At 57.4% G+C, this 23,216-nt stretch carries 13 protein-coding genes; 2 read left to right on the plus strand and 11 right to left on the minus strand.

The genetic code is table 11. The features are described 5' to 3' along the window. Positions 1–93: 93 nt before the first annotated feature. Both EDB95_RS21575 and EDB95_RS21580 read right to left on the minus strand, forming a co-directional pair. A complete protein-coding gene (locus EDB95_RS21575) occupies positions 94–3,480 on the minus strand; it encodes a TonB-dependent receptor (RefSeq protein ID WP_133997117.1) in 3,387 nt (1,128 codons plus the stop codon). Positions 3,481–3,626: 146 nt separating this feature from the next. Then, entirely contained in the window at positions 3,627–6,854 is a 3,228-nt protein-coding gene (locus tag EDB95_RS21580; protein ID WP_133997120.1) for a TonB-dependent receptor, read from the minus strand. A 197-nt stretch (positions 6,855–7,051) separates the two neighbouring features. On the opposite strand from EDB95_RS21580, the gene EDB95_RS21585 reads away from it, so the two are divergent. Next, positions 7,052–8,248: a bifunctional 3,4-dihydroxy-2-butanone-4-phosphate synthase/GTP cyclohydrolase II gene (locus tag EDB95_RS21585; protein ID WP_133997123.1), complete on the plus strand. Its 1,197-nt coding sequence runs from the start codon at positions 7,052–7,054 to the stop codon at positions 8,246–8,248. A gap of 27 nt (positions 8,249–8,275) precedes the next feature. On the opposite strand, the gene EDB95_RS21590 is transcribed toward EDB95_RS21585, so the two are convergent. The 7 genes from EDB95_RS21590 to ggt are packed head-to-tail and all read right to left on the minus strand — an operon-like array spanning position 8,276 to position 18,652. Next, on the minus strand, positions 8,276–13,084 hold the full coding sequence (locus EDB95_RS21590; protein WP_133997126.1) for a translocation/assembly module TamB domain-containing protein: 4,809 nt from the start codon (positions 13,082–13,084) through the stop codon (positions 8,276–8,278). Positions 13,085–13,141: 57 nt separating this feature from the next. Next, positions 13,142–13,999 carry a TraB/GumN family protein gene (locus tag EDB95_RS21595; RefSeq protein WP_133997129.1) on the minus strand — a complete coding sequence of 286 codons (858 nt, stop codon included), beginning with the start codon at positions 13,997–13,999 and terminating at the stop codon, positions 13,142–13,144. A 16-nt stretch (positions 14,000–14,015) separates the two neighbouring features. Then, complete coding sequence (locus EDB95_RS21600) at positions 14,016–14,651, minus strand: hypothetical protein (RefSeq protein WP_162852716.1); 636 nt, start codon at positions 14,649–14,651, stop codon at positions 14,016–14,018. Beyond that, positions 14,648–15,151, minus strand: a complete 504-nt coding sequence (locus tag EDB95_RS21605; protein WP_394346389.1) for an RNA polymerase sigma factor — start codon at positions 15,149–15,151, stop codon at positions 14,648–14,650. Before EDB95_RS21605 ends, EDB95_RS21600 begins: the two co-directional genes overlap by 4 nt. Before the next feature lie 7 nt (positions 15,152–15,158). Continuing rightward, complete coding sequence (locus EDB95_RS21610) at positions 15,159–16,430, minus strand: aminotransferase class I/II-fold pyridoxal phosphate-dependent enzyme (protein WP_133997139.1); 1,272 nt, start codon at positions 16,428–16,430, stop codon at positions 15,159–15,161. Next, positions 16,427–16,969 carry a DUF1572 family protein gene (locus EDB95_RS21615; protein ID WP_133997142.1) on the minus strand — a complete coding sequence of 181 codons (543 nt, stop codon included), beginning with the start codon at positions 16,967–16,969 and terminating at the stop codon, positions 16,427–16,429. The genes EDB95_RS21610 and EDB95_RS21615 overlap by 4 nt, the downstream gene beginning before the upstream one ends. Positions 16,970–16,981: 12 nt before the next feature. After that, positions 16,982–18,652: a gamma-glutamyltransferase gene (gene ggt, locus EDB95_RS21620; protein WP_133997145.1), complete on the minus strand. Its 1,671-nt coding sequence runs from the start codon at positions 18,650–18,652 to the stop codon at positions 16,982–16,984. A 50-nt stretch (positions 18,653–18,702) separates the two neighbouring features. Here ggt and EDB95_RS21625 point away from each other — a divergent pair, with 50 nt between their 5' ends. Then, a complete protein-coding gene (locus tag EDB95_RS21625) occupies positions 18,703–21,339 on the plus strand; it encodes a M14 family metallopeptidase (RefSeq protein WP_133997148.1) in 2,637 nt (878 codons plus the stop codon). A gap of 13 nt (positions 21,340–21,352) precedes the next feature. On the opposite strand, the gene EDB95_RS21630 is transcribed toward EDB95_RS21625, so the two are convergent. Beyond that, positions 21,353–22,504 (minus strand): S41 family peptidase, encoded by a 1,152-nt coding sequence (locus EDB95_RS21630; protein ID WP_162852717.1) that lies wholly within the window; start codon positions 22,502–22,504, stop codon positions 21,353–21,355. Further along, a complete protein-coding gene (locus tag EDB95_RS21635) occupies positions 22,501–23,214 on the minus strand; it encodes a porin family protein (RefSeq protein ID WP_133997154.1) in 714 nt (237 codons plus the stop codon). Before EDB95_RS21635 ends, EDB95_RS21630 begins: the two co-directional genes overlap by 4 nt. Between the last annotated feature and the right edge of the window lie 2 nt (positions 23,215–23,216).

Below are 23,216 nucleotides of genomic sequence, written 5' to 3' on the forward strand. Positions count from 1 at the left end.
GTTTATATATATTATGGAATTGTGACTCCCAAAAAAGAAGAGGGGGTGTCTTATGAGACACCCCCTCTTTATAGAACAGATCGGATCGAACGACTAGTTAAACGTGTACCGGAAGCCGAACTGCATCTGCCACCTGGAACCGTAGAAGGTTTGGCCGTTGGCAGTGCTCGTAAGCGCCGTGTTGTAGCTAAAGGAATTGACCAGGGGAACCTGGTTCTTGGCGTCCGCATAAGGGAACGAGAACAGGGGCGTTTTGCCATCGCTGGCCATCCCTTCGAATTTGATGAAGTTGGTGCTGCTTGCGCTTTTCTGCAGCCCCCAGTACCTGTTCAGGAAGTTACCGGCATTGACGAGGTCCAGGCTGAGCGTCAGTTGGTGTTTGTCACCACCCTTCCTGGTCGAGAAGAAGATGTCCTGGGCGATGTGCAGGTCAAGCCGCTTGTAGTACGGCAGGGTAACCGCGTTCGCCTTGGCATACTGGCCGCGGTGGCTGTTCATGTAGTGGTCCTGGCTGATGAAATTGTTCAGCTGGGTCCACATTTGCGCAGAAGTCCGGGGATCGGAAGCCGTACCGATGGTGACCCCGTTGGGGTTCGCGGCGGAGATGGATCCGACGTCGATCAGCTGTATGTCCTTTGCATACTTCGGGATATAGATCAGGTCGTTGCTGGAATTACCGTCCCCGTTCAGGTCGCCGTTATAGACGTACGAGGTCGCGCCGGCCGGTGCTGCCTCGAAAACCGCGCCGAGGGTAGTGGAGGTAAATTTCCCCTCGGGGATCTTGTAGTTGGCGCTGGCGATGACACGGTGCGGCTGGTACCAGCTCGGGTGCGCCAGGGTAGCTTTGTTGGGATCGGTATTCGACACCGGCCTGGCCGCCCAAAGGCTCAAGGCGGTACTTCCGTTCTCCATGGCGGTCATCGTGTTGTTGTACGCGTAGGACAGGCTGGCGTTGAAGTTGCGGAAGTTTTTCTGGATACGCGCGACGGCGGAGTAAGAATACCCCTTGGAGGTATTGCCCAGGACGATGACCGAACCAAGGTTGGGATTGCTCAAGCTGGTGGCCTGGTAGTAGTACTTGTTGCTGCCCGCCGTGGTCGTCAGGAAGCGCGTCCGGGTATCACCGCCATTGGCGACGTCCCCGTTGGTGATGGCGAAACCGTGGGATTCGTTCAGGTTGGCGTTGTACATGTAGGTGCCGTGGATGTCCTTGGAGTAGATGAACTCACCCGTGAGCACCCAATCGTTGTCGAGTTTCTTGTCGATACCAAGGCTGGCGCGGAATTTCGTCGGGTATTTGAGGTCCTTTGCTGCAACGTTGACCGAGTAACCGGTCGGCGTGGAGGTTTGGCTCAGGCCCTTGGACGTCAGGTAATAATTAAGACCTTGTTGGGCCGTGGGGAAGAAGGGCACATTGCTTTCGGTAAAAGAACCGATCTGTACCCCGTTGTTGGCAGCCTGGTTTTCGATCCAGACGAAGGGCGGGGCGCCTTCGAAGACACCGGCGCCGCCACGGATCTGCAAGGTCCGGTCGTGTTTGACGTCCCAGTTGAAGCCGACGCGGGGGGATACTACCAGGAAGCCGTTCGGTGCGGACCCCACGTTATACTGGGCGCCGTTCAGGAAGGTCAGGGCGTCGAAGTGCGGGTTGTCCGTGAACTTGTTCTGGTAGGTGGTATAGTCGGCACGGATGCCGTAGGTCAGGGTGAAAAAATTGGTAACACGCCATTTGTCCTGGGCAAAAAGGCTCAGGTTCGTGGCCCCGGCGTACGCCCAGGGGAAGGCACCGCCCGGAAGGGTGGAGTAGTCCTGTGCATAGTATTCCGCGTTGGCCCCGTTTAAGAAGGCGTCCAGGCTGGCGAACTGGTATACACCGTTCCAGGAGGGTGCGAAGGCGTTCTGGTACTTTTTATAGCTGTTCTGCGTGCCGAACGTGATTTCATGAGCCCCTTTGTACAGGGAGAAGATGTCCGTCAGCTGGTACGAGTCCATGAAGAGCTTGTTGTTGTACGTGAACGGCTCATACCCGAAGGTCGTATAGTACTGTCCGTTGTTTAGGATGTCCACCAGCGGGAAAGTGCTGGAGGAGGACAGGGACGTCCGGAAGTCACGTTCGCGGGTATACCCGACCTGGAATTTGTTCGACGCGGAATTACCGAAACGGCTGTTCAGTTCAACGATAAAGATGTTCAGGTCATTGTTGATCCGGTAGCTGCTGCCCTCGAAAGGCAGGGAGTAGAAACTCGCATCGGCTCCGGTTTGCGTGGTCACCAGGCCGCTGCCACCCACCGCGCGGCTGTTGCTGACCGGTTGGTCGGCGTAAGATTTCAGGTAGTTGTATTTCAGCGTCAGGACGTTGTGTGCATTGACGTTCCAGTCGACGCGCGCGTTGACCTTGTAGCTGTTGGTTTTGAAAGAGTACTTCTCGAAAGCACCGGGGTCATAGCTAAAACCCTTGCCGTTATTTTTGAGGTATTGTACGATGGCATTGAGCGAATCGTAATTGGCAGTGGATACGGACCCCTGCGACGGAGGGTTGCTGTTGGTAGAGGCCACATAGCTGGTGGAGGGCGCAGATTGCAGGTCTTCTTCGGCGTTGACAAAGAAGAACAGCTTGTTGGTCACGATGGGGCCACCCAGGCTGGCGCCGAGGACGTTATAGTTAAAGGGCGTCCGCGGGATGATGATGTTGTCGACGTGGTATCCGATGTTGCCGGGCCCTTTGGTATAGTCATAAGCGGTTGCCCGGAATTTATTGGTCCCGCTGCGGGTAACGGAGTTGACACCGGCACCGGTAAAACCGCCTTCGCGGACGTCATACGGGGAGATATTGACCTGGATCTGGTCGATGGCGTCCAGGGCGATGGGTTGGGCGTTTGCCTGGCCCCCCAGCGTGCTGGACAGACCAAAGGAGTTGTTGAAGTCAGCCCCGTCCACCGTCACGTTGTTCATGCCGGGATTGGTCCCGGCAAAGCTGAGACCGTTAGCGGTCGGTTCCAGCCTCGTGAAGTCCTGGATCGAACGGGTGACCGTCGGGAGCTGTTCCATTTGGGTGCGGGTGATGATCTCCTGCTGACCGGTGTGGCTGGTGTTGAAGATCTTGTTCTGGCGGGTCGCGGTCACCACCAGCTCCTGGAGCTGCTTGGTTTCCTGTACCATCGAATAGTCCGCAAAAAATGTTTGGCCAAGGACGAGGGTTACGTTTTCCTGTTTTTGTTCCTGGTAGCCCGTGTAGGTGACCGTGATGGTGTACGGGCCGCCTATGCGCATATTGGAGAGGTTAAAACGTCCGTCCTTACGGGTTGTCGTGGAGTACCTGGTACCGGTGGGAACGTGAAGGGCGATGACGGTAGCACCCGCCAGGCCGTTGGTCCCGTCCGTAATCCGTCCCTGCATGTCTGAAGTCGTTTCCTGCGCCAGGAGAGCCCATGGCATGAGGAGCGCGACCATGATGGTGCACAGCAGCTTCTTCAATCTCATAATTTGATATTAAGTTTTAGTTTCGAGGCGCAAAGAAAACAATTAATTTAAGAGATCGTTAATTAAGCACATTATCAAATTGTTAGAGCGCAAAAAAAAGGGGGTGTCTCCTCATGAGACACCCCCTTTTTGTATAGGTATGATACTTAGAAGCTATACCGCAATCCGAGGAGCATGCTCCAGCGGGATTCGTAGTCGGCATATCCCCAGGGCTTGCCCGTCTGGGCGTTAAGACCGTATTGGGGAGTGTAGTAGTAGTAGGGTTTAACCGTGTTGCCGCTGACCGTGAAGTGGTCGACGTTGAGGGGCTGGCTTTCCTGGTTGCTCAGGTAGTAGGCACGGCCCCAGGTCTTGCTGACCAGGTTGCCTACGTTGAAGATGTCCAGGGTGATCGTCAGCGTATGCTCTTTGTAGAACGCAATGGACTCGGCGATCTTCAGGTCGAAGTGGTTTTCCCAGGGCATGATGTCGCCGTTGATGGCTGTATTCTGACCGATGTGCTTGCGCATGTATTTGGTCGAATTCTCGAACTGCTGAAAAGCGGTCCACTGCTGGGTAGCGGTCAGGCCGCCGTGGGCGACGAACTGCGTGGAGTCGCCGGGCAGTTGGATGAGGTCGGCCCCACCGGCGGTGCTGGGTTTGGTCGGGGCGCTCAGCGTGGAACCGTCGTCCCCGTTGATGTTCCCATAGTATACATAGGAGAAGCGCTGACCAGAGGTACCGGAGTAGATCAGACCCAGGCTCGTGGAGAAGATCTTGCCGTATTCGAAGCGCTTGCCCACATAGGCGATGACGCGGGACCCGGGGTCGTAGTTGCTGTGTCCCAGGCTCAGGTTGTTCAGGCCGTTGACGTTGTAGGCATACCTCCAGTTGGAAAGGGCGACGGAAGACGTCCCGTTGTTGGTTGCGTAAGAGTGGCCGATGCTGTAGGCTACGCTGGCGGTCCAGCCATGGCTGAACGGCTTTTCGATCTTGCCGGTGATGCTGTACCCGTACCCTTGTTTGGTGTTGGTCAGTTCCAGGACGTTGGCGTAGCTGGCATTGTTCCGCGAACCGTAGAAGGGGCGGGTGGTGTTCCCGAGCACCAGCGTATACTGGGAGGGCGCGAGGTTCAGGTCCTGATAGCTGATGTCCTGGATGGTCTTTGTAAAAATGCCTTCCAGGGTACCGACGAGCCCCCAGGGCAGGCGCTGGTCGATGGCCAGGTTGCTGCGGAGGCTGCGGGGGTATTTGTAGTGCGGGTCGGTGACGTTGATGACGAGGGGGATCCCGGAGGGCGCCGGCTGGTACGGGCTGGTCGGGTTGAAGTGGACGTTGTCGGTCACGACCTGGGCGGCGTTCAGGCTACCGGAGATTGTCCCGATGCCCGTGTTGCTGTACTGGTTGGACAGCCAGACGAAGGGCGTGCGGCCCATAAAGATGCCGACACCGCCACGGATCTGCGTTTGCTTGTCGTTCTTCACATCCCAGTTGAAACCGACGCGGGGAGAAAGCACGACCGCGGTCTTGGCGACCTGGTTGGTGGCGACCCCGTTGCTCGTGGCCAGGGAGGTGGAATTGAAGGTGGTGTTGTCCGCGGGTTTGGTAAAGAACGTGGGCGCGTCGGCGCGGATCCCCAGCGTCAGCTTAAAGTTGGGGGCTGCCTGGTAGGCGTCCTGGGCGTACAGGGAGAACTGGCCTGCGGACACCTTGGCCGCCGGCTCGGGGTTGCTCTTGTCGGTGGAATACACCGTGGAATAGGCCGTCGGGTAAGCCGTGGCGGAACCACCGGCGTCTGCAAAGAAGCTGGCGAGGCTGGCATAGGTGTAGCTCCCTACGATCCCTTGCAGGAAGACGTTTTTCGAGTGATAGAACTCGTCGTCGGTCCCGAAGGTGAAGGTATTTTTACCCGCGTAGAGGTTGAGGTTGTCCGTAATGGTGTAGGTATTCTGACCCAGGGAGTTCGCCTGTGAGCTCACGTCCGTGCCGAAGTAATAGGTCGCGCCGTTGTCGGACACCTTGACGTAAGGGAACAGGGTGCCGGGGGTCTTCCGGTTGTCCCTGGTGATCGTCATGGTACCGCGAAGTACGTTGGATACCTTGTTTGAGATATTGGAGTTCAATTCCACGACGGTCGAATTGTTCGTGGAGTTGAAACGGTAACCCGTGTTGTAGAAATAGGCGCTGGAAGCAGCGTCGGAGAAGATGAAGTTGTACCCCTTCACCAGGCTGTGCCGGATGGTCAGCTTATTCTTCTCGTCGATGTTCCAGTCGATGCGGGCAAATACGGCATCAGAGTGTTTGTCGGTATTAAACCCGTTGTAGGCGCCGGGATTGTAGCTCCAGCCGGGGTGAGCGCTCTCGTTCTTCAGGAAAGAGGTGATGCTGTCCAGGGCCGTGGTGCGGATCTGGGAAGTGGCGCTGCCCGGCATGTAGGAAACCGGGTTGGACTTGCGTTCTCCTTCATAGTTGACGAAGAAGAACAATTTGTTCTTGATGAAAGCGCCACCGAGACGGGCGCCATAGGTCCAGTCCTTGAAATTCCCGTAAGAGTTGCCGGTGACGGCTTGTTTCCCCACGAAGGACTGGTTGGTGTTAAACCCATAGACCGAACCGTGGAGGGTGTTGGTCCCTGAACGCGTGACGGCATTGACGCCGCCACCGACGAAACCACTCAGGGTCACGTCATAGGGCGCCAGGATCACTTGTACCTGGTCGATGGCGTCAAAAGGGATGGGGTTCAAAGAAGCCTGACCCCCGTTGGTGCCGCTGGCCGCCAGACCAAACACGTCGGTGGCGTTGGCGCCGTCGATCGTGAACTGGTTGTACTTGTTGCTTTCCCCAGCGAAAGAGACACCCAGGGTGCTGCCGTCCACCGTACTCTTGCGGGGTTGTGCCTGGGGCACCAGCCTTGTGAAGTCATCGACGTTACGCCCCGTGGTCGGGAGGATGCTCAGTTGTTGGAGGGAAAAGTTGGTAGACGTGCCCATCCGCTCGGGGCTGATCAGGGCATTCTTGTTCCTCGACCCGGTGATGGTCACCTCGCTGATCGTTTGGGAGGCGTCCGCCAGGGTGACCGTCAGGTCCAGGGGAGATCCCAACTGGAGGGTAAGGTCCGTAAATGTTTTTGTGCCATAGCCCACATAAGAGATCTCGATCCTGTAGGGACCGCCGACCCGCATGTTGGAAAGATGGAAGGCGCCGTCCGGTTGCGTCAACGCATGGTATTTGGAACCGGAGGGAACGTGGATGGCGGTGACCGTGGCCCCGCCCAGTGCTTCATTTTTACTGTTGGTGACTTTCCCCGAGACGCCGGAGGTGGTTTCTTGAGCTAGCAGCAAGGTAGGTAGGCCCAAGGCAACCAAAATAGTCAAAAGCAGTTTCTTCAGACTCATGATGGTGTTATTTAGTTTCTTGGGTGCAAAGAAAAAACATAAATCTTCAGATTTTTGAGCTAAATATTAACAAATTGTTAGGACGAAGCAAGCTTTCCTAGAGGGGGAAGACCACGTATTGACTATGAGCCGCTTGTGGTGACAGATGGGGAAGACCCCCGAATTCACTAATTTTGCATTACTATAAAGGAGTGTTTATGGATAGTATACAAAGCGCTATAGAAGATATAAAACAAGGTAAACTGGTCATCGTCGTGGACGACGAAGACCGTGAGAATGAGGGCGATTTTATCACCGCGGCTGCTAACGTCACCCCCGAGATCATCAATTTCATGAGCAAACACGGCAGGGGGCTGATTTGTGCACCCCTTCCGGAAGACCGGTGCGAGGCGCTCCAACTGGACCTCATGGTCACCAACAATACGGCCCTGCACCAAACCCCGTTCACCGTATCGGTCGACCTGATCGGTCACGGCTGTACCACGGGCATATCCGCCCACGACCGGGCCAAGACCGTACAGGCGCTGATCGACCCCGCCACGACCCCCGAGGACCTCGGCAGACCGGGGCATATTTTCCCCCTGAAGGCCAAAAAGGAAGGCGTTCTTCGCCGGACCGGGCATACCGAGGCCACCATCGATCTGGCCCGCCTGGCCGGTTTTGACGCCGCGGGCGTTCTGGTGGAGATCATGAACGAGGACGGGACCATGGCCCGGCTCCCCCAACTGGAGGTCATCGCCAAAACCTTCGACCTGAAACTCATATCCATCAAGGACCTGATCGAATACCGCCTGAAAACCGATTCCCTCATCGAAGAGGTCGTCCGGGTAGACATGCCCACCAAATGGGGGCATTTCAAACTCATCGCTTTCCACGAAAAGGGGACCAAAAACGAGCACCTGGCGTTGATCAAGGGCTCCTGGGAGCCCGGGGAGCCGGTCCTGACCCGGGTACACTCTTCCTGTTTCACCGGGGACATCATGGGGTCCATGCGTTGTGACTGCGGCGAACAGCTCCACACAGCCATGGAAATGATCGAACGCGAGGGCAAGGGCGTACTCCTGTACATGAACCAGGAAGGCCGCGGTATCGGGTTGCTCAACAAGCTCAAGGCCTATAAGCTCCAGGAAGAAGGTATGGATACCGTGGAGGCCAACCTCCATTTGGGTTTTGGGATGGACGACCGGGACTATGGCGTGGGTGCACAGATCCTGCGCTACCTGGGGATCACCCAGCTCCGCCTGATGAGCAACAACCCGCGGAAACGGGCCGGTCTTTTGGGATATGGCCTGGAGATCGTTGAGACGGTGCCCATTCGCATCGATCCTAATCCCCACAACGAGCGGTATTTGCAAACGAAGCGGGACCGCCTGGGACACGAAATTTTGAAATAAGCCGGGGCGCCCTCACAAGGGGCGCCCTTAGTTTGTCCCCCCCGACGGCGGCGCCGGACGCTTCGCATTCACGCGCTTGCGCTCATTGACAAAAAGGTCGATGAGCCGGTCGAAGTCTTTCCGGTAGTTCAGGCTGAGCCCCGTCCGGTTGGAACGCCCATATGTCATGTCGTAGTTCGTACGGTTATACCCCACGAGGCGAAGGTGGCCGTCCGGGGTGATGCTCCATTGGGCCGCCAGGTCCGGTGAGGTCAGCAGGTCCGTGTTGCCCTGTGTAAAGAGAGGGACGGTCGAATAGTCGACCGTGGCACCTGCTTTGACGATCACCCGCCCGCTGAGGAAGTACTTATTGATCCCCGCTTTGCCGGCATTGGTCACCCAGTTGAAGTTGGATTGGTTGGCGTTTTGGATGGCAAAGGCCGGGTTGATCGAAATATAAGGATCTATCGTATTGTTTTTCAACACCTTTTTAACAAGCTCGCGAACGGTGTTGCTCAACTGGCCCGCCACCACCTGGCCCAGGGTATTGGCGACGATGGTGCTGCTGTTGGGGTTGGCGGCCAGGGCATCCTGGCTGGAGATAAAGGTGCCGAAACCCAGTAAACTGGCCACCTGTTTGTTCATTTCGCTTTTATCATCCTCGTATTTTTTGAGTTGCGCCGCCACCACTGGGTCGCCCTTATAGGGGTTGTCCGGGGGTAGTTGGAATTCAAAGTTGATGTCCGGATGGTCCAGGGTGTTGGTCAGGTGGCAAAGGATGATGATGTCTGACGACTGCACGATCGTCGCCAGCGTGGATGTGATGATCGTGGGAAGGGTGACGTCCTGGGCCAGGTAAGACGCGTTGATATCGATGTATGCCTTATAGGGATCGCCCGTCCAGCGGATGCTCCCGTCGGTCAGTGAAAAAGGTCTCCGCAGCCCGATATTCGAATAGATATACGTATACTCCCCCCGTTCGATATTGTAGGTGCCGTTGATCGTCAGCGGGGTGGCGGTACCGGCGCGGATCAGGAGGTTCCCGTTCCCCTGGGCCCGGACCACGTCCCCGTTGGTCGGGTCGAGGAGGACATAGATCGTGGCAAAGCTGTTGACCTGGAGGTTCATGTCCACCGTAAAATTGGACGGGCTCCGGAATTCCGGTTCCTCCCCCTGCATTTCCCGGCCGTATTCCTTGAATACGATAAACGTAGGCAACGAACCGGCTTTTGAAGCCCCGTTGGGAAGGTAAATATTGGAGCTGTCCACCGCTTCAGCCCTGTTGATCTTCAGCAATATGTTGGATTCCGGCCCGGTCAGGGAAGCGTTTACCCTGGCCACTGCCTTACCATAAAAGTTTTTGTTGTCCCGGGCCGTCGTATTGAGCACCAGCAGCCTGTCCGTATTCAACCGGAGGTTAAAGCTCATGTCCTTGAAGAAGTCGTGGTTCATGCTGCCTTGCAGAATGGCGGTATTGTGGAGGGTATCCCGCAGGGTGATTTGCCCGAAGTCGATCACGCCCGGTGTGAAGTCGATGTCCTCGTTGTCAAACAAATATTTACAACGCGTATAATTGATCCTCAGGCTCCCGTTATGGACGGTTGCCCGGCCCGTCATTTGCGGATCGCTCAGGGGACCCGTCAAACGGATGGTCCCGGTGGCAGTCCCGTCGATATCCGAAAACAAGAAGTCCAGGTAGTGTTCCAGCAGGTGAAGGGAGGTATTGTTGAGGTTAATCGAGGCGTCGATGCTCCGGTTGAGCGAATCCTTCAGGTCGAGCCCCCCGTTGATGTCAAAGTTATAGTGAGGGTTGTCCGAGCCGATGTGGAACTTCAGGTGCCCGCTCCCGTCATACGTAGACGTGGCTTCCACCTTTCCTATCGAGTCGCTTTCAAAGCGGAACCGGTTGACCAGGGTATTTGTCTCCAAGGCCATCTTGCCAAAAGGATCCCGCATGACGACCGTGCCGTTCAGCTGTCCTTCCAGCCGGGGATCCTTTAACACCAATGGGAGCAGGTCCTCGATGGTGACATTGGTGAGGTCCGCCTGTATGTCGTTGGATGCGGGGTCCGTCTCTGAAGGATGGGTGGAGAGCGCTATCTGTTCCAGGGCGGAAGACACCTTCAGGTCCCTGATCTGGATCCAGTTCTTTTTGAGGTCGATTTCGCCGTTCGAGGCGATCAACCACTTTTTGTCGTTGAGCACAAACGAGGACGAGTCAAAATGCGCGCTGATCCCGTCGGCCGTATTGTGCACCTTGACCGTGAGGATGGCGGAGTTCAGGTTCTGGTTGGCGCTTGTTTCCAGGGCGATGACGGAATTGTCATTTTGCGCGGCCATGCTGATCCGGGTGTTGGGCAGGCGGAGCGAGTCGTTCAGGTCGATTTCTCCCAGCAGGCCTTCCAGGCGGATGCGCTGGTCATCCCCCTGGGCCTTGAGGTCGATGTCACTAAAGTCAAACTGTTTATAGCCAAACTCGGGCACGTTCACGTCCACGTTGAAGACGTGGTTCACCGTGCTGATCCGGCCTGAAATATCGCTGTTGTCAAACCCGGACAACGGCATTTTCAAAAGGTCCAGGTAATCTTCTACGTCGTCGGTATGCACTGCGAAAGTAAAGTCCTCCTGCAAGGGCGGCTGCGCGATGGGCTGTATGTACGAAGGGTAGTACTTACCCAGGTACCACTGGACAACCTTCGGCAGCTCCAGGATATGGTACTGTCCCTCTACCCGCGCGTTCACCGGGAGACTTTGCAGGGTGAGGACCTTTTTACCTTCCAGCGTATCCGACGTAAGGCTCAGGGAATCGAAAGACAAGGGCTCCCCTTCGTTGCTCAGGGTGGCGTCAAAGACCCTGGCGGTACCGGTAAAGTCATCGATGTTCCGCCCGGCAAAGTTCAACGCCAGCTTCCCCTGGAATGCCAGGTTCCTGTCGATCAGCCCCAGGGGCTGGAAATTCAGGCGGGTGATGTCCGCGTCGAAGTTAAAGACAGGGGCAGCCTTGTCCAACTGGATCTTCCCATTCAGGGCAAAGGCGGCATTCGGGTCGTCTATGGACAGGGTCCCGTCAAAAAGCTTTTTGCGGAAAACCCCTTCTACGGTGAGGTTTTTGTATGTATAATGGTGGATGTTCGCGTCGGCGATCTGACCCTTGAGGGTGGCGTCGAGCTGGTCGAAGGAAAACCCTTTTCCATCCACCGTGCCGTCAAAGCTGAAGTTACCGACCTCGTCCACCCCTGTGAGGGTTCCCAGGTCAAATTCCGTGACGGTGATCTTTCCTTTATAGGAAGGCGTCCCTTTCTCCGGCAGTGTCAGGTTCAGGTCGCTCACGACCCTGCCCAGGTTGGTTTGCAGGTCCCCGTTAACGACAAAGTCGTCGATCTTCCCGGTAAAGCTGCCCCTGTAACGGATGCTCCGGAGCGTACTTAGGTTGGGTTCGGTCACCTGCCGAAGCTCCGGCACGATGTCCGATGCGTCGTCAAAGGTCGTCCGGAGCTCGTTCAGGGAAAAATTCATGACCGTCCGGTTGATGTCCGGGAGACCCGTCATCGAAAAGTCCCCGTTGATAAAGGTCGTCTGCCCCACTTTGAGGGTAAGGTCGTGCCCCTTGAGGGCCGCCACCGGCCCCTCTCCCTTACCCGTCAGGTCCACCAGTTTTTTCCAGGTCCTTAGCTCAGGTGCGAAAAAGGCGATGTCGTCCGTGGAAACAAGGCTGTTTTTGAGGTCCGCCTTCATATTCACCTTATTCACGAAGTCCGCCATGTCATCGTTGAAGTTCTCGTACCGCATCGCGAAATAATCCCGGAGCCTGCTCCGGTTCGTGGTGACGTCGAGCTGCCGGAACTCCATCGCCCGGGGGGTGAATTTGACGTGCGCCGTCAGTTTTTTGACCTCGAACCCGGACCGCTCCTTTGTCCCCAGCGTCGCGATGGAGGCGGACAGGGTATCTTTTTCAAAGCGGACATGGTTGATGTGGGCGTTGACGTGGTTAAAGTCGATGTGCTGGGGATCAAACCAGCTAAACAACCCCCGCCCGGGGGTATATCCCTCGTTCCGGAACCGGCAGTCGTCCATGTTCAGCTGGTGGATGGAGACGACCCAGCCGTCCTCGTTCCATTCCAAAGGGTGGGGGCCCTTCCCCGCGGCGACCCGGGACGCCTCCTTCGGCACCGGGGTATCCTTCGGCATCGGGGTATCCTTCGGTTTCAGCGAATCCGGCCGGTTCCCCGGGTAATTCTTTAACATAAAGCTCAGCCGTGTGGTCGACAACGCGTCAATATCTACTTTTTTGGTATTGAGGTTGGCCTCATTGGCTTGCAGGTGCAAATGCCCCACCTCCACGACCATGTCCTGACCTATCCATTTGTCCACCTGGGACACGACCACATCCGACAGCCGCACCTCCTTGAGCGAAATGGCGGCTCCTTTCTTTGGGGACCCGTTTGACGGACCCGGCGTGGAGAAATAATCCACCAGGAAACCGTAGTTCCAGGTCGAGTCCGACCGCGTCAGGTTCACCCGCGCGTCCTGGAGGCCTATGTATTCCAGGTCGAACGCACTTTTGAGGAAAAACCAGTCGGTAATATTGACGTTGACCGCCCCGGCATACAACAGGGTATCCTGGCGCAGGTCCCGGACCAGCACCCCCTGGAGGGCCACCTGGTTAAATGGTATAAAGTTGATGTGGCGGACGCTGACGGAGGTCTTCAGGTCGCGGGAAAGAATAGTCGTTACCCTGCCCAGTAACCAGTTCTGCACCGGGTCTGTCTGGATAAGGAGCCACAGGGACAGGACCAGTAGTAGCAGGATGGCTACAAGGCGTATAAAAAAACGGCTGATCTTTCTGAATACCGACATGCACCGTAAAAGTAAACCAATCCCTAAAAATAATACCAAACGGTGGTCCGGCGAGCGTTATTGCACAGGTTTAACAGTATACCCCTGGCGCCGCAGCAGGCTCAGCAATCCCTGGGGACCCCCGAGGTGTCCCGCTCCCACGGCAATAAAGCAAGGCCCCTGCCGGATGGCCGCCCCGATCAGGGGCACCCATTTGCGGTTCCGCCGGTTGAGCAGCAGGTCCTGGTCAATTTTTGTATCCGGCGACTCCTGGAGCATCTGGTAAAGGGAGTCCACCTCCTGGGCCTTGTAAAAGGCCACCATACGGTGAAAGTCCAGCTTCTGGGAATCGTAATGCCGTACCATGTCCATGATCATGCCCGCCTGGATCTTACCCGGGATGCTGTCGAAGATCGATACCTGTTCTTCCATGGTTTCCAGTCCGCGGATCGGTTTGTTCCGGTCCCTGGCCATCTCGACAAATTCCGTCTCGTACGCCTGTTCCTTGGCGCAGGGCAGCATCTTTGCACTCATCATGCTGTACAGCATCAGCGGCTTGAATTTTTCGAAAAAGTGCACGTCCATCTTCATGGAGTCCTTGACAAACCGGCCCAGGTCCTTGTAGTCCGCCGAATCGAAAAAGTCGCTCAGCTTCCGGCCGTCCTTATACTGGATCATCCCCATCAGCTTCATCGGTGCGGAAGGATCGTCCAGGTTGATTTCCAGGTATACGGTATGGGCCTTTTCAAAGGTCGACTTCATCGCCGGTGTCAGGAAAAAATCATCCGGGCAGATCATGTGAATCGTCCCGAAAAGGTAGGAGGGATGGAGAAGACCCCGTCCGCTGATTTCCCAGAGTAGGGAGTTTTGCTGGGCCTTCGCTCCCGGGGATACGGCCAGGAGTGCAGACAATAGGAACAGAAGCAAACGGTACATGCCCTAAAAGTAGGCATTATTGCTCCAACTCCTGCAAGGTCTTCTCCAGGGCGTCGATATGCCGTCCATACCGCCGCTGATTGTACCAGATCGTCACATAATGACCCGGTACCATCAGCGCAAAGGCGCACAAGGTCCAGCCCCCGACGACCAGGGCTTCCTGTCCCCGGTGAAGCGGCAAACCCAGAAAAGAATAGAAGTCGTGTCTTTGGTACGCCCACAACAGCCAGCACACAAACCACATCACCAGGAGCAGCAACATATAGGTAATCCACAGCTCCAGCCCGATCAGGCTTTTGAAGCGTTCCAACTGGTGGGTGAAATTCGTCAGCAGGTCCTCGTCCGCCCGGATGTTCTCCATGTTTTTGAGCAGCCGGTACTTCTTACCATAATAGACGCCCGCCGTGAGGATCATGAGCAGGTAAAAGACGCCGACCGGTATCCGCTCCGGCCCCTGGAACTGTGTATAGGCCAGCACATACACAATGACCAGGGTCACCGACTGCAAAAGGACGTTCCGTTTCATCCGCCTTAGGGGCCCGGCCGCAGCCCTCTCTGCCTTTTGCAACAGGGCAGGGAGGTCCACCCGCAGCGGCGGCGCGTCGTCCAGTTGACGCCAGGAATCTTTAAGCTGATCTAGTTCCATGTTCAAACGGGTGTGTGCGTTAACTTCCTGAGTTTTTCCTTGATCCGGTTCATTTTTACCCTTAGGTTGACCACCTTGATTCCGAGGATGGCCTCCATTTCTTCGTAAGACTTTTCTTCCAGGTAGAGCATGACGATACTTTTCTCCACCCCGCTCAACCGGTCAATGGCCCGCCGTAGTTGCTCCATTTGCTCCCTTACCTCCGCCCCCCGGTCGTCCTGCGCCAGATGAACCGGCAGTTCTTCCACATACGTCGTCAGCCGCCCCAACTGATCCTTCCGGACCCCCGAAAGCGCCGTATTCAGCGCCACCCGGTACATCCAGGTCGTAAAAGCCGCTTCCCCGCGGAACGTCGAAAAGCTCTTCCAAAGCTGGAATACGATCTCCTGGAACAAGTCCTCGCGATCCGCCTCCGTTTTGCCATACAGGTGACAGACCTTGAAGATCAAGGCCCGGTTCGCCTCCATGAGGCGAGCGAATTCATTTTGTCGGTTCGCCAGTTCCAATACGCTATTAGTGTAAGGATGGTGGGAAAAATAACAGCCGGCCGGCTAACATTTTCATATCCTCTTCCTGGTGCAGGGCACTCACGACGACCCGTTCCACGGGGGGGCCTTCCGGGTCGGGGTAGGCGAAAGAGGAGATCAGGATGCCCTCGCTTTTCAGGTAGGCGCCCAGCCCCTGCGGCGCCCCGTCCGCGTCCCGCGGCACCCCGTCCGCGCTCCGCGGCGCCTGACCCTCGCTCGGCGGATTGCCCCAGAGGAACACCGGCGTGCGCGTCGGCACCAGCCCCGTTCCCTCCGCCATCCGCGTCAACGCCGCCACATTTCGGGCCAGCAGTGTCCGCTGCACCTCGTACAGCGGCCCCGCCTGCAACAACGCGTGGGCAAAACAAGGCGCCATCGCCGTCGCCGCCGTATAAAAGGGCGAACGCCTCAGCCTTTCCGCCATCCGCTGCGTACACCCCACCGCGCCTCCCTGTACATGCAACGCCTTCGACAGCGAATAAACCAACACATATTCGACGTGCGGCAGCCGCATCAACGCCCCGCTGATCCCTTCCCCGTGCTCCCCCATCCACCCGATCCCGTGCGAGTCGTCGATCACCACGATAAACCGCTTGTCCCTCGGCAGATCCTGCAGAAACATGAAGTTGTGGACGGAGCCCTCCAGCGGGGCTACCGAATCCATAACGAGGACGAATGCGCGCGCCGCGGACGACCGCGTGTGCCGGAGCACCCACGCGCACCAGGCGTCGTAAGCCGGCGCTGCGGCAGGGTCCGCCGCGTGCCCATCGCCCGCCGCGTGCGCGCCGCTCGCGCCCGCACCGCCGCTCGCACCGGTACCGCCCGCCGCGTGCGCGCTCCGCCCCAACCCCGTCGCCGGGTGTGTCCCCGGCGCCACCAGCACCTCGCCTGCGTCCGCCAGCAAATGCCCCACCGCCTGGCAGGCCAGGTAGCCGGAGGCAAAGGACACCGTTGCCTCCGACCCCGTGAGCTGGCTCAGGTAATGCTCCAGGTGGCGATACAACGGCAGCGGCGTATTGGACACCCGTGAAGAGGGAAAGACGACACCATACCGGTCGATCCCCTCTTTCAACAATTCCGTAAAAGCCGGCACGTGCGACATCCCCAGGTAGGAATAGCCGGAGAAAAACAGGTAGGTCCGCCCATCCAGGTGAATAAACCGCCCGGGCGCGTCCGCGGGGCCCGCGGCCTCCCTCCGGGCTCCGTGAGCGCCCGCGCCCCCAGGCCCCGCGCCCTGCGGGTGCTCCCCCGCACTCATGGCTCCTGCCCGAATTTCCGCCGCATCGCGGCAGTATGTTCTTTGGATTGGCCCAGGGGCACCGACAGGTTTTTCCAGGCGCCCGCCCGGATCACCTTGCCGAGGTAAACGATCTGGCCGACGTGATAGGCCGAGTGGCCAAGGTTGCGGTTGAGGGCGTCGACGACGCTATGGGGTTCCCCGCGGATCGTGACCGTACGTTCCAGGTCTGCGTCCGACATAGCGTGGATGGCGCCAAGCGTGCAGGCCCACCCGTCTTCCCAAAGCGAAAGCAGTTGAAATTTCGGGACGCGCTCATCGGTGAATTCTGCGTCCCGGTCGCGCCAGGATTTTTCACCGTCTTCCACCAGGAAATTGGTGAACCGGCTCAGCATGTTGCCATGGAGGTGCCGGATGATCACGGCGATGCTGTTGGACCCGTCTTCGGGCCGGAAATACATTTCCTCCTCGGAGAGTTGATCGAAGGTCTTGTCGCCCAGTGCGCGCAGGGCGAACAGGCGGTTGAGCAAAGATTCTTTGTACATGGAGGCTATCGACATAACAAGAAGTTTTTAATATCCCGCGGCGGCGTCGTTGCCACGGCCGTCGGCGACACCCTTATACGTGCCGTCCGGCTGGATCATGATCACCTCGGTCGCCCCGATCCGGCCCCAGTGTTTGAGGGTGTATCCCATCTGTGCCAGCGAGGCAGCCGTAGTATCGGGGAATCCCTTTTCGAGGTCGACCTCGTCGGGAAGCCATTGGTGATGGAACTTGGGGACGTTGACGGCGTCTTCCGGGCTCAGGTGAAAATCGATGATGTCTACTATGGTCTGGAAAACGGAGGTCGGAATGGTCGTCCCTCCCGGCGTACCCGCAATCAGGAACGGTTTGCCGTCCCGGAGCACGATGGTCGGGGTCATGGAGCTGAGCATGCGTTTGTGGGGTTGGATGGCATTGGCCGTTCCGCCGATGGCCCCGAACATATTGGGGACCCCAGGCTTAATGCTAAAGTCGTCCATCTCGTTGTTGAGGAAAAAGCCCGCCTTCCCCGCGACCGTCTTGCTCCCGTACCAGCCGTTCAGGGTGGTGGTGACGGAGACACAGTTGCCGTCTTTATCGATAACGTCGAAGTGCGTGGTTTCGGTGCTCTCGGGGGCAATGACACCGGCCTGGATGTTTTGGCTGCTGCCGGCCTTACCGGGGGTGAAATCCTGCATCCGGCCCTGCAGGTACTTGTCACTTAGCAGGGTGACGACCGGGACTTTTACAAAATCGGGGTCTCCCATAAATGTGGCGCGGTCGGCAAACGCCCTCCGCTCCGCTTCGATCATGAGCTGATCGGCGGCGGCAGAGGCGTACCCTTGCGCCAGGGCCGGGTTGTGTTCGATCATTTTGAGCATCTGACCCAGTAAAAGCCCGCCGCTGCTGGGCATAGGCATGGTCAGGACGGTGTAGGAACGGTAGGGAAAAGTAAGGATCGCTCTTTCCTTCGCCTTGTACGACCGGAGATCCTCCAGGCTGATCAGGCCCCCGCCCCGATGCATCTCGGCAACAATATAGGCCGCCGTCTCGCCTTCATAAAATCCTTTGGCTCCCTTGTCCCGGATACGCCGTAGCGTGGCAGCCAGGTCTTTTTGCACCAGCGTGTCTCCGGCTTTCCAGGGCCGGTCCCGTACAAAGGCGATGGGAACGGTATTGTTTTTCAAAAAGGTTTCCCGCGTGTTGTTGAGGTTCGCGGCCTCCGATTCGTTCAGCACAAAGCCGTTTTCCGCCAGGTCGATCGCCGGCTGGATCAGCTCCCGGAAAGGAAGGCGGCCGTATGGGTGCGCGGCGAACATGCCCGCAATGGTTCCTGGGACCCCGCAGGCCAGGTGTCCGGTTTGTGACCAGTCCGTGCGGGCCTTCCCCGTGCTGTCGATGTACATATCCCTGGACGCCTTTTCCGGCGCGGCTTCCCTAAAGTCCAGCGCCAGCGAACGTCCGTCCGCGAGGTGGGCAATCATAAAACCGCCCCCGCCGATGTTCCCCGCCCCGGGGAAAACCACCGCCAGGGTCAATTCGGTCGTGATCGCCGCATCCACGGCATTCCCTCCTTTTTTCAAAATGTCCAGCCCTGCCTGGCTGGCCAGGGCATGCGCCGAAACGACGACCCCGTGGGTGGCCGTAACGACCTTTTGCGCGCGCAATCCACCGCTAACGGTGAACCCTAACAGTAACAGGATTAAAGTATGCCTCTTCATGTGTGTCGATGTCACCAAAATTTACGCAAATAAGTCTATATTACGGATGTATGAAAAAATTCCGCTTCCTGCTGATGATCCTGTGTGCCCAGGCCACCACCCTTTGCGCGCAAACACCTTCTCCCGAAGCCTTTTTGGGTTATCCGCTGGGGGCACATTATACGCCCCACTACAGGATCGTACAGTATTTCGAAGCGGTGGCCGCCGCCAATCCCCAAATGGTCAAACTCCAGAAGTATGGCCAAACCAATGAAGGCCGGCCGCTGATGGTCGCTTTTATAGGAAACCCGGACAACATCGCCCATCTCGAAGACATCCGCCGGAACAACCTGCGCCTGGCCGGTGTATTGACCGACGAAGCGCCCACCGAATCCACACCCGTCCTCGTCTGGCTCAGCTACAACGTACACGGGAACGAGCCCTCTTCCTCGGAGGCGGCCATGCAAACCCTGTACGCCCTGGTTGATCCCACCAACACCCGTGCCAGGGACTATCTCAAGAATACCCTGGTCATCATCGATCCCTGTCTCAACCCCGATGGAAGGGACCGCTATGTCCACTGGTTCAATGGCGTCGTCGGTGACAACCCCGATCCCAACTGGCCTGCCAGGGAGCACGACGAACCCTGGCCCGGGGGCAGAACCAACCATTACAATTTCGACCTCAACCGTGACTGGTTCTGGCAAACCCAGCTCGAATCCAGGAAGCGCGTAGCCCTCTACAACGAGTGGTTGCCCCAGGTCCATGTCGATTACCACGAACAGGGCGTAGACGCGCCGTATTATTTTGCACCCGCCGCGGAACCCTACCACGAAGTCATCACCCGCTGGCAACGCGACTTCCAGGTCGCCATCGGGAAAAACAACGCGCGCTATTTCGACCAAAACGGCTGGCTCTTTTTTACCAAACAGGAATTCGACCTCTTTTATCCCAGTTATGGCGATACCTACCCCATCTACAACGGCTCCATCGGGATGACGTACGAGCAGGGTGGGGGACCCCGCGGAGGCCTGGCGGTGCTCACCGAAACCGGCGACACCCTGACCCTTCGTGACCGCATCCTGCACCACTTCACAACCGGGATAAGCACCATCGAAATGGGCTCCCAACACGCCACCGACCTCATCCGCGAATTCCACACTTATTTTCGCCGGAGCGCCGAAACCGGCGAGGGACCCTATCAGGCCTACGTGGTTTGCGCCGACAGCGCCTCCACCGGCCGGATCAATGACCTCCGCGCCCTCCTCGATAGAAACCTGGTCCGTTACGGCACCGCCTCCGGTTCCGTCAGGGGTTGGGACTATTTTACCCGCGCCCAGGGCGCGCCCTACACCCTCCACCCGGGAGACCTCGTCATCCCCGCCCGCCAGGTCAAGGCTACACTCGTCAAAGTCCTGTTCGAGCCCGACTCCAAAATCAGCGATTCGGCGACCTACGATATCACAGCATGGTCCCTGCCGTATGTGTACGGGCTCCATACCATCGCCCTGAAGGAAGCCCCCGCAGTGCACCTGCTGGCGCCACTCCCCGTGGACACCGGTTGGGTCGCGTACCCGCCGCTTTCGTCTGGCGCTCCCGCGACCAACGACCCAGCGACAGCGGCCCGCGCTCCCGCGACCACCGCCCCCGCGACCGCCGCCCCCGCGACAGCGGCCGGCGCCGCACCCTACGGCTACCTCATCCCCTGGACCGACATCCACAGCGCCGCAGCCATGAGCTACCTGGTCAGCCACCACGTAAAGGTCCGCGTCAACCAGCGCCCCTTCGAAGAGGGTGGACGGACCTTTGGCGCAGGTTCCCTCCTGATCCTCGCCACAGGCAATGCCAGTGTAAAGGACGATTTCCCTTCATTGATGGCGCAGGTGGCCGAAATAAACGACGTTGCACCGGTTCCCCTGAGCACCGGTTTCGTCGACAAAGGTTTTGACTTTGGCAGCAGCGAAGTCCGGCCGCTCAAGACGCCCCGGGTGGCTGTGCTCACGGGGGACAATATTTCCTCCACTTCTGCGGGAGAGATCTGGTACCTTTTCGAACACGAGCTGCGATACCCTCTTGCCCTTGTCAACGCCTCGAACTTTGCAAGGATCGACTGGAATGCCTTTGACGTATTTATTCTCCCCGACGGATACTATCCCTGGATGACCGACAAAAAAGTGTCCGACGCCCTCCGCGCCTGGGTCAACCAGGGTGGCCGGCTGGTTGCCCTGGAAAGCGCCGCTACCGGTCTTGCCAATAACGATTGGGGATTCAAGGCCAAAAAGAGCGGTGAAGACAAAAAGGACGAAGAAGACAAAACGGATCCTTACGCTTATCTGAAAGACTACGCCAACCGTGACCGGGATGAGCTGCGCGGATCCGTGCCCGGCGCCATCTACCGCGTCGATCTTGACAATACCCATCCCCTGGCCTTTGGTTTTCCTTCCTATTACTACACCCTCCGCCAGGACAATACCGTTTACCAATTCATGGAAGAGGGCTGGAATGTCGGCATTCTCAAAAAGGACAACTATGTGAGCGGCTTTGTCGGCAGCAAGGCCAGACAACAAATGGAGGACGGCCTTCTTTTCGGTGTCGAGGACATGGGACGCGGTAAAATCGTCTTCCTCGCCGACGATCCGTTGTTCCGCGACTTTTGGGAGAACGGCAAACTGTTGTTCTGCAATGCCGTGTTTATGGTGGGCAACTAAACGCCCGCCGCGGTTATTGTACGAGCGACAGCGCTTTATCCATTTGGGGATCATCAAGGGTATCCAGCGCCTTCACATTGAAGGCTACAGGATAGTCCGGGGGGAACCCTTTTCCCTCATACATTTTCCCGTCGATGTATTTGAATTCGACGGAGGACGTGGTCACGGAAAGAAAGCCCGGCAATGAAAAGGAACCGTCATCGTACAGGGCATTGGCCGCGAAAGGCCCCGTGGCCCCAAAAGTCGTTTCGCCCACCACCCGGCATTGGGGCAGGGTTCGCAAGGCCATAGTCATGATCTCAGCCATGGACTGGGAATATTTGTCGGCTAAGATGATGACCGGAAGCGTAACCGCCTGGGCACCCGACTGGGGTACCACCGCCGCATCGATCCAGGGCGTATAATCCAGCCGGCCGTTGCCGCTTTTGTTGCGCGTATAGCCAAAATGCAACGACTGATCGATAAAGTGTCCCGCCAGGAAATTCAGGTCGTTGACGTCCCCGCCCGGGTTGTCGCGGAAATCCAGTACGACAGCTTTCAGGCCGGTGGGGTTTTCCAGGCGCTGGAAGAAATAATTCAACACCAGCTGAACGCCGTTGCCCGCCACTGACCCAAAGGAGGCGGATAATTGGAACTGGTTACAGGTAAAGAACAGGATATTGCCGTGGATCGTCCCGGAAACCGCCAGGACGTAGTTGCCGGACCCCGGTAGCAGATTATTCCCCATGCGGTAGCCCGAATCGAGGTAGCGTTCATCCGTTCCGATATAGGAATAGGGAAACCGGAAGGCCGGATCCTTTCGCCATTGATCATAGGATGGAATGACGCTGGAGTCTTTCAGCACGTTGTTGGTGAAGGCAATGGAGAAATGGTGGTCGATCAAACCATCGGTCATTTGACGGAAATAACCAACCGACTTGGAGAGGTCAGCCGTGTCGTCGATCTTCAGGCTGTCGAACAGTGGTTTGTATCGCTGGTACATTGCGTCCCAGTTGGTCGTATCGACATCCCAATACACATAGTTCACGTTTAGCTCATTCCAGAATTCGTCGAATGCCTGGCTAAAAGTCGATGGGGGCAAATCACTAACAGGATTGGAGATATTTTTCTTGCAGGCCGCCAAGGTTATCAGGGAAAGCAGTATGAATGGCCGGTATCGCTTCATGTGCGCGGTTTTGACTTGTGTATTGACCATGCAGCACCGATCGAAAATGTCCAGGTGCGGTTATAGGCGGGTATGGCGCTGGCCGCTGTTTTTTCCTGGCTGGTCAGGGATTGATAGTACCTGGCCGCGACCGTTACCCGGCAGTAACCGGTCAACAGATATTGTATTCCCGGCCCGAGCCACCATCCTTCTTCCCAGCGGTTATCCCGCTCCGAAAGAAAAGAATAGGACTGGTTGTAGCTGTCGAGCTGGAATTGCTCGCCACCGTTTGCGGAGGTGCCGTTAAATATATCCGCGGTCCGGCCTTTGACCCGTCCATACAGCCAATAGCCGGCATACAACCCCGCATCCAACCCGAACCGAAGGCGTCGTCCCCCGTACTCCAGGTGGGCGCCGACGGGCAGTTGAAGGTACGTGTTCTTGTGCCGGTCGTATTCGCCCGCCAGGGAATCCGTCCGGTTCATGGTATACCCTTTTTGCACAAGTCCCGGGATGGCAGTAATGTATAACCAGGGATATATCCTGTAGAGGATCGGAATTCCGACGGTGAAACCCGAATTGCCAGTCAGGCTGGTTGCCGCCCTGTTGGCGATATTCGTATGATAGGTATTATAACTAAGGCCCCCCTCCACGCCGACGAGGGTCTGCGCGAAGAGGGAGGCCTTGAGTGATAAAAGTATGACTGCCAGTAAAAATGGCTTGCTATTCATGG

Source organism: Dinghuibacter silviterrae (assembly GCF_004366355.1).
Classification (GTDB): domain Bacteria; phylum Bacteroidota; class Bacteroidia; order Chitinophagales; family Chitinophagaceae; genus Dinghuibacter; species Dinghuibacter silviterrae.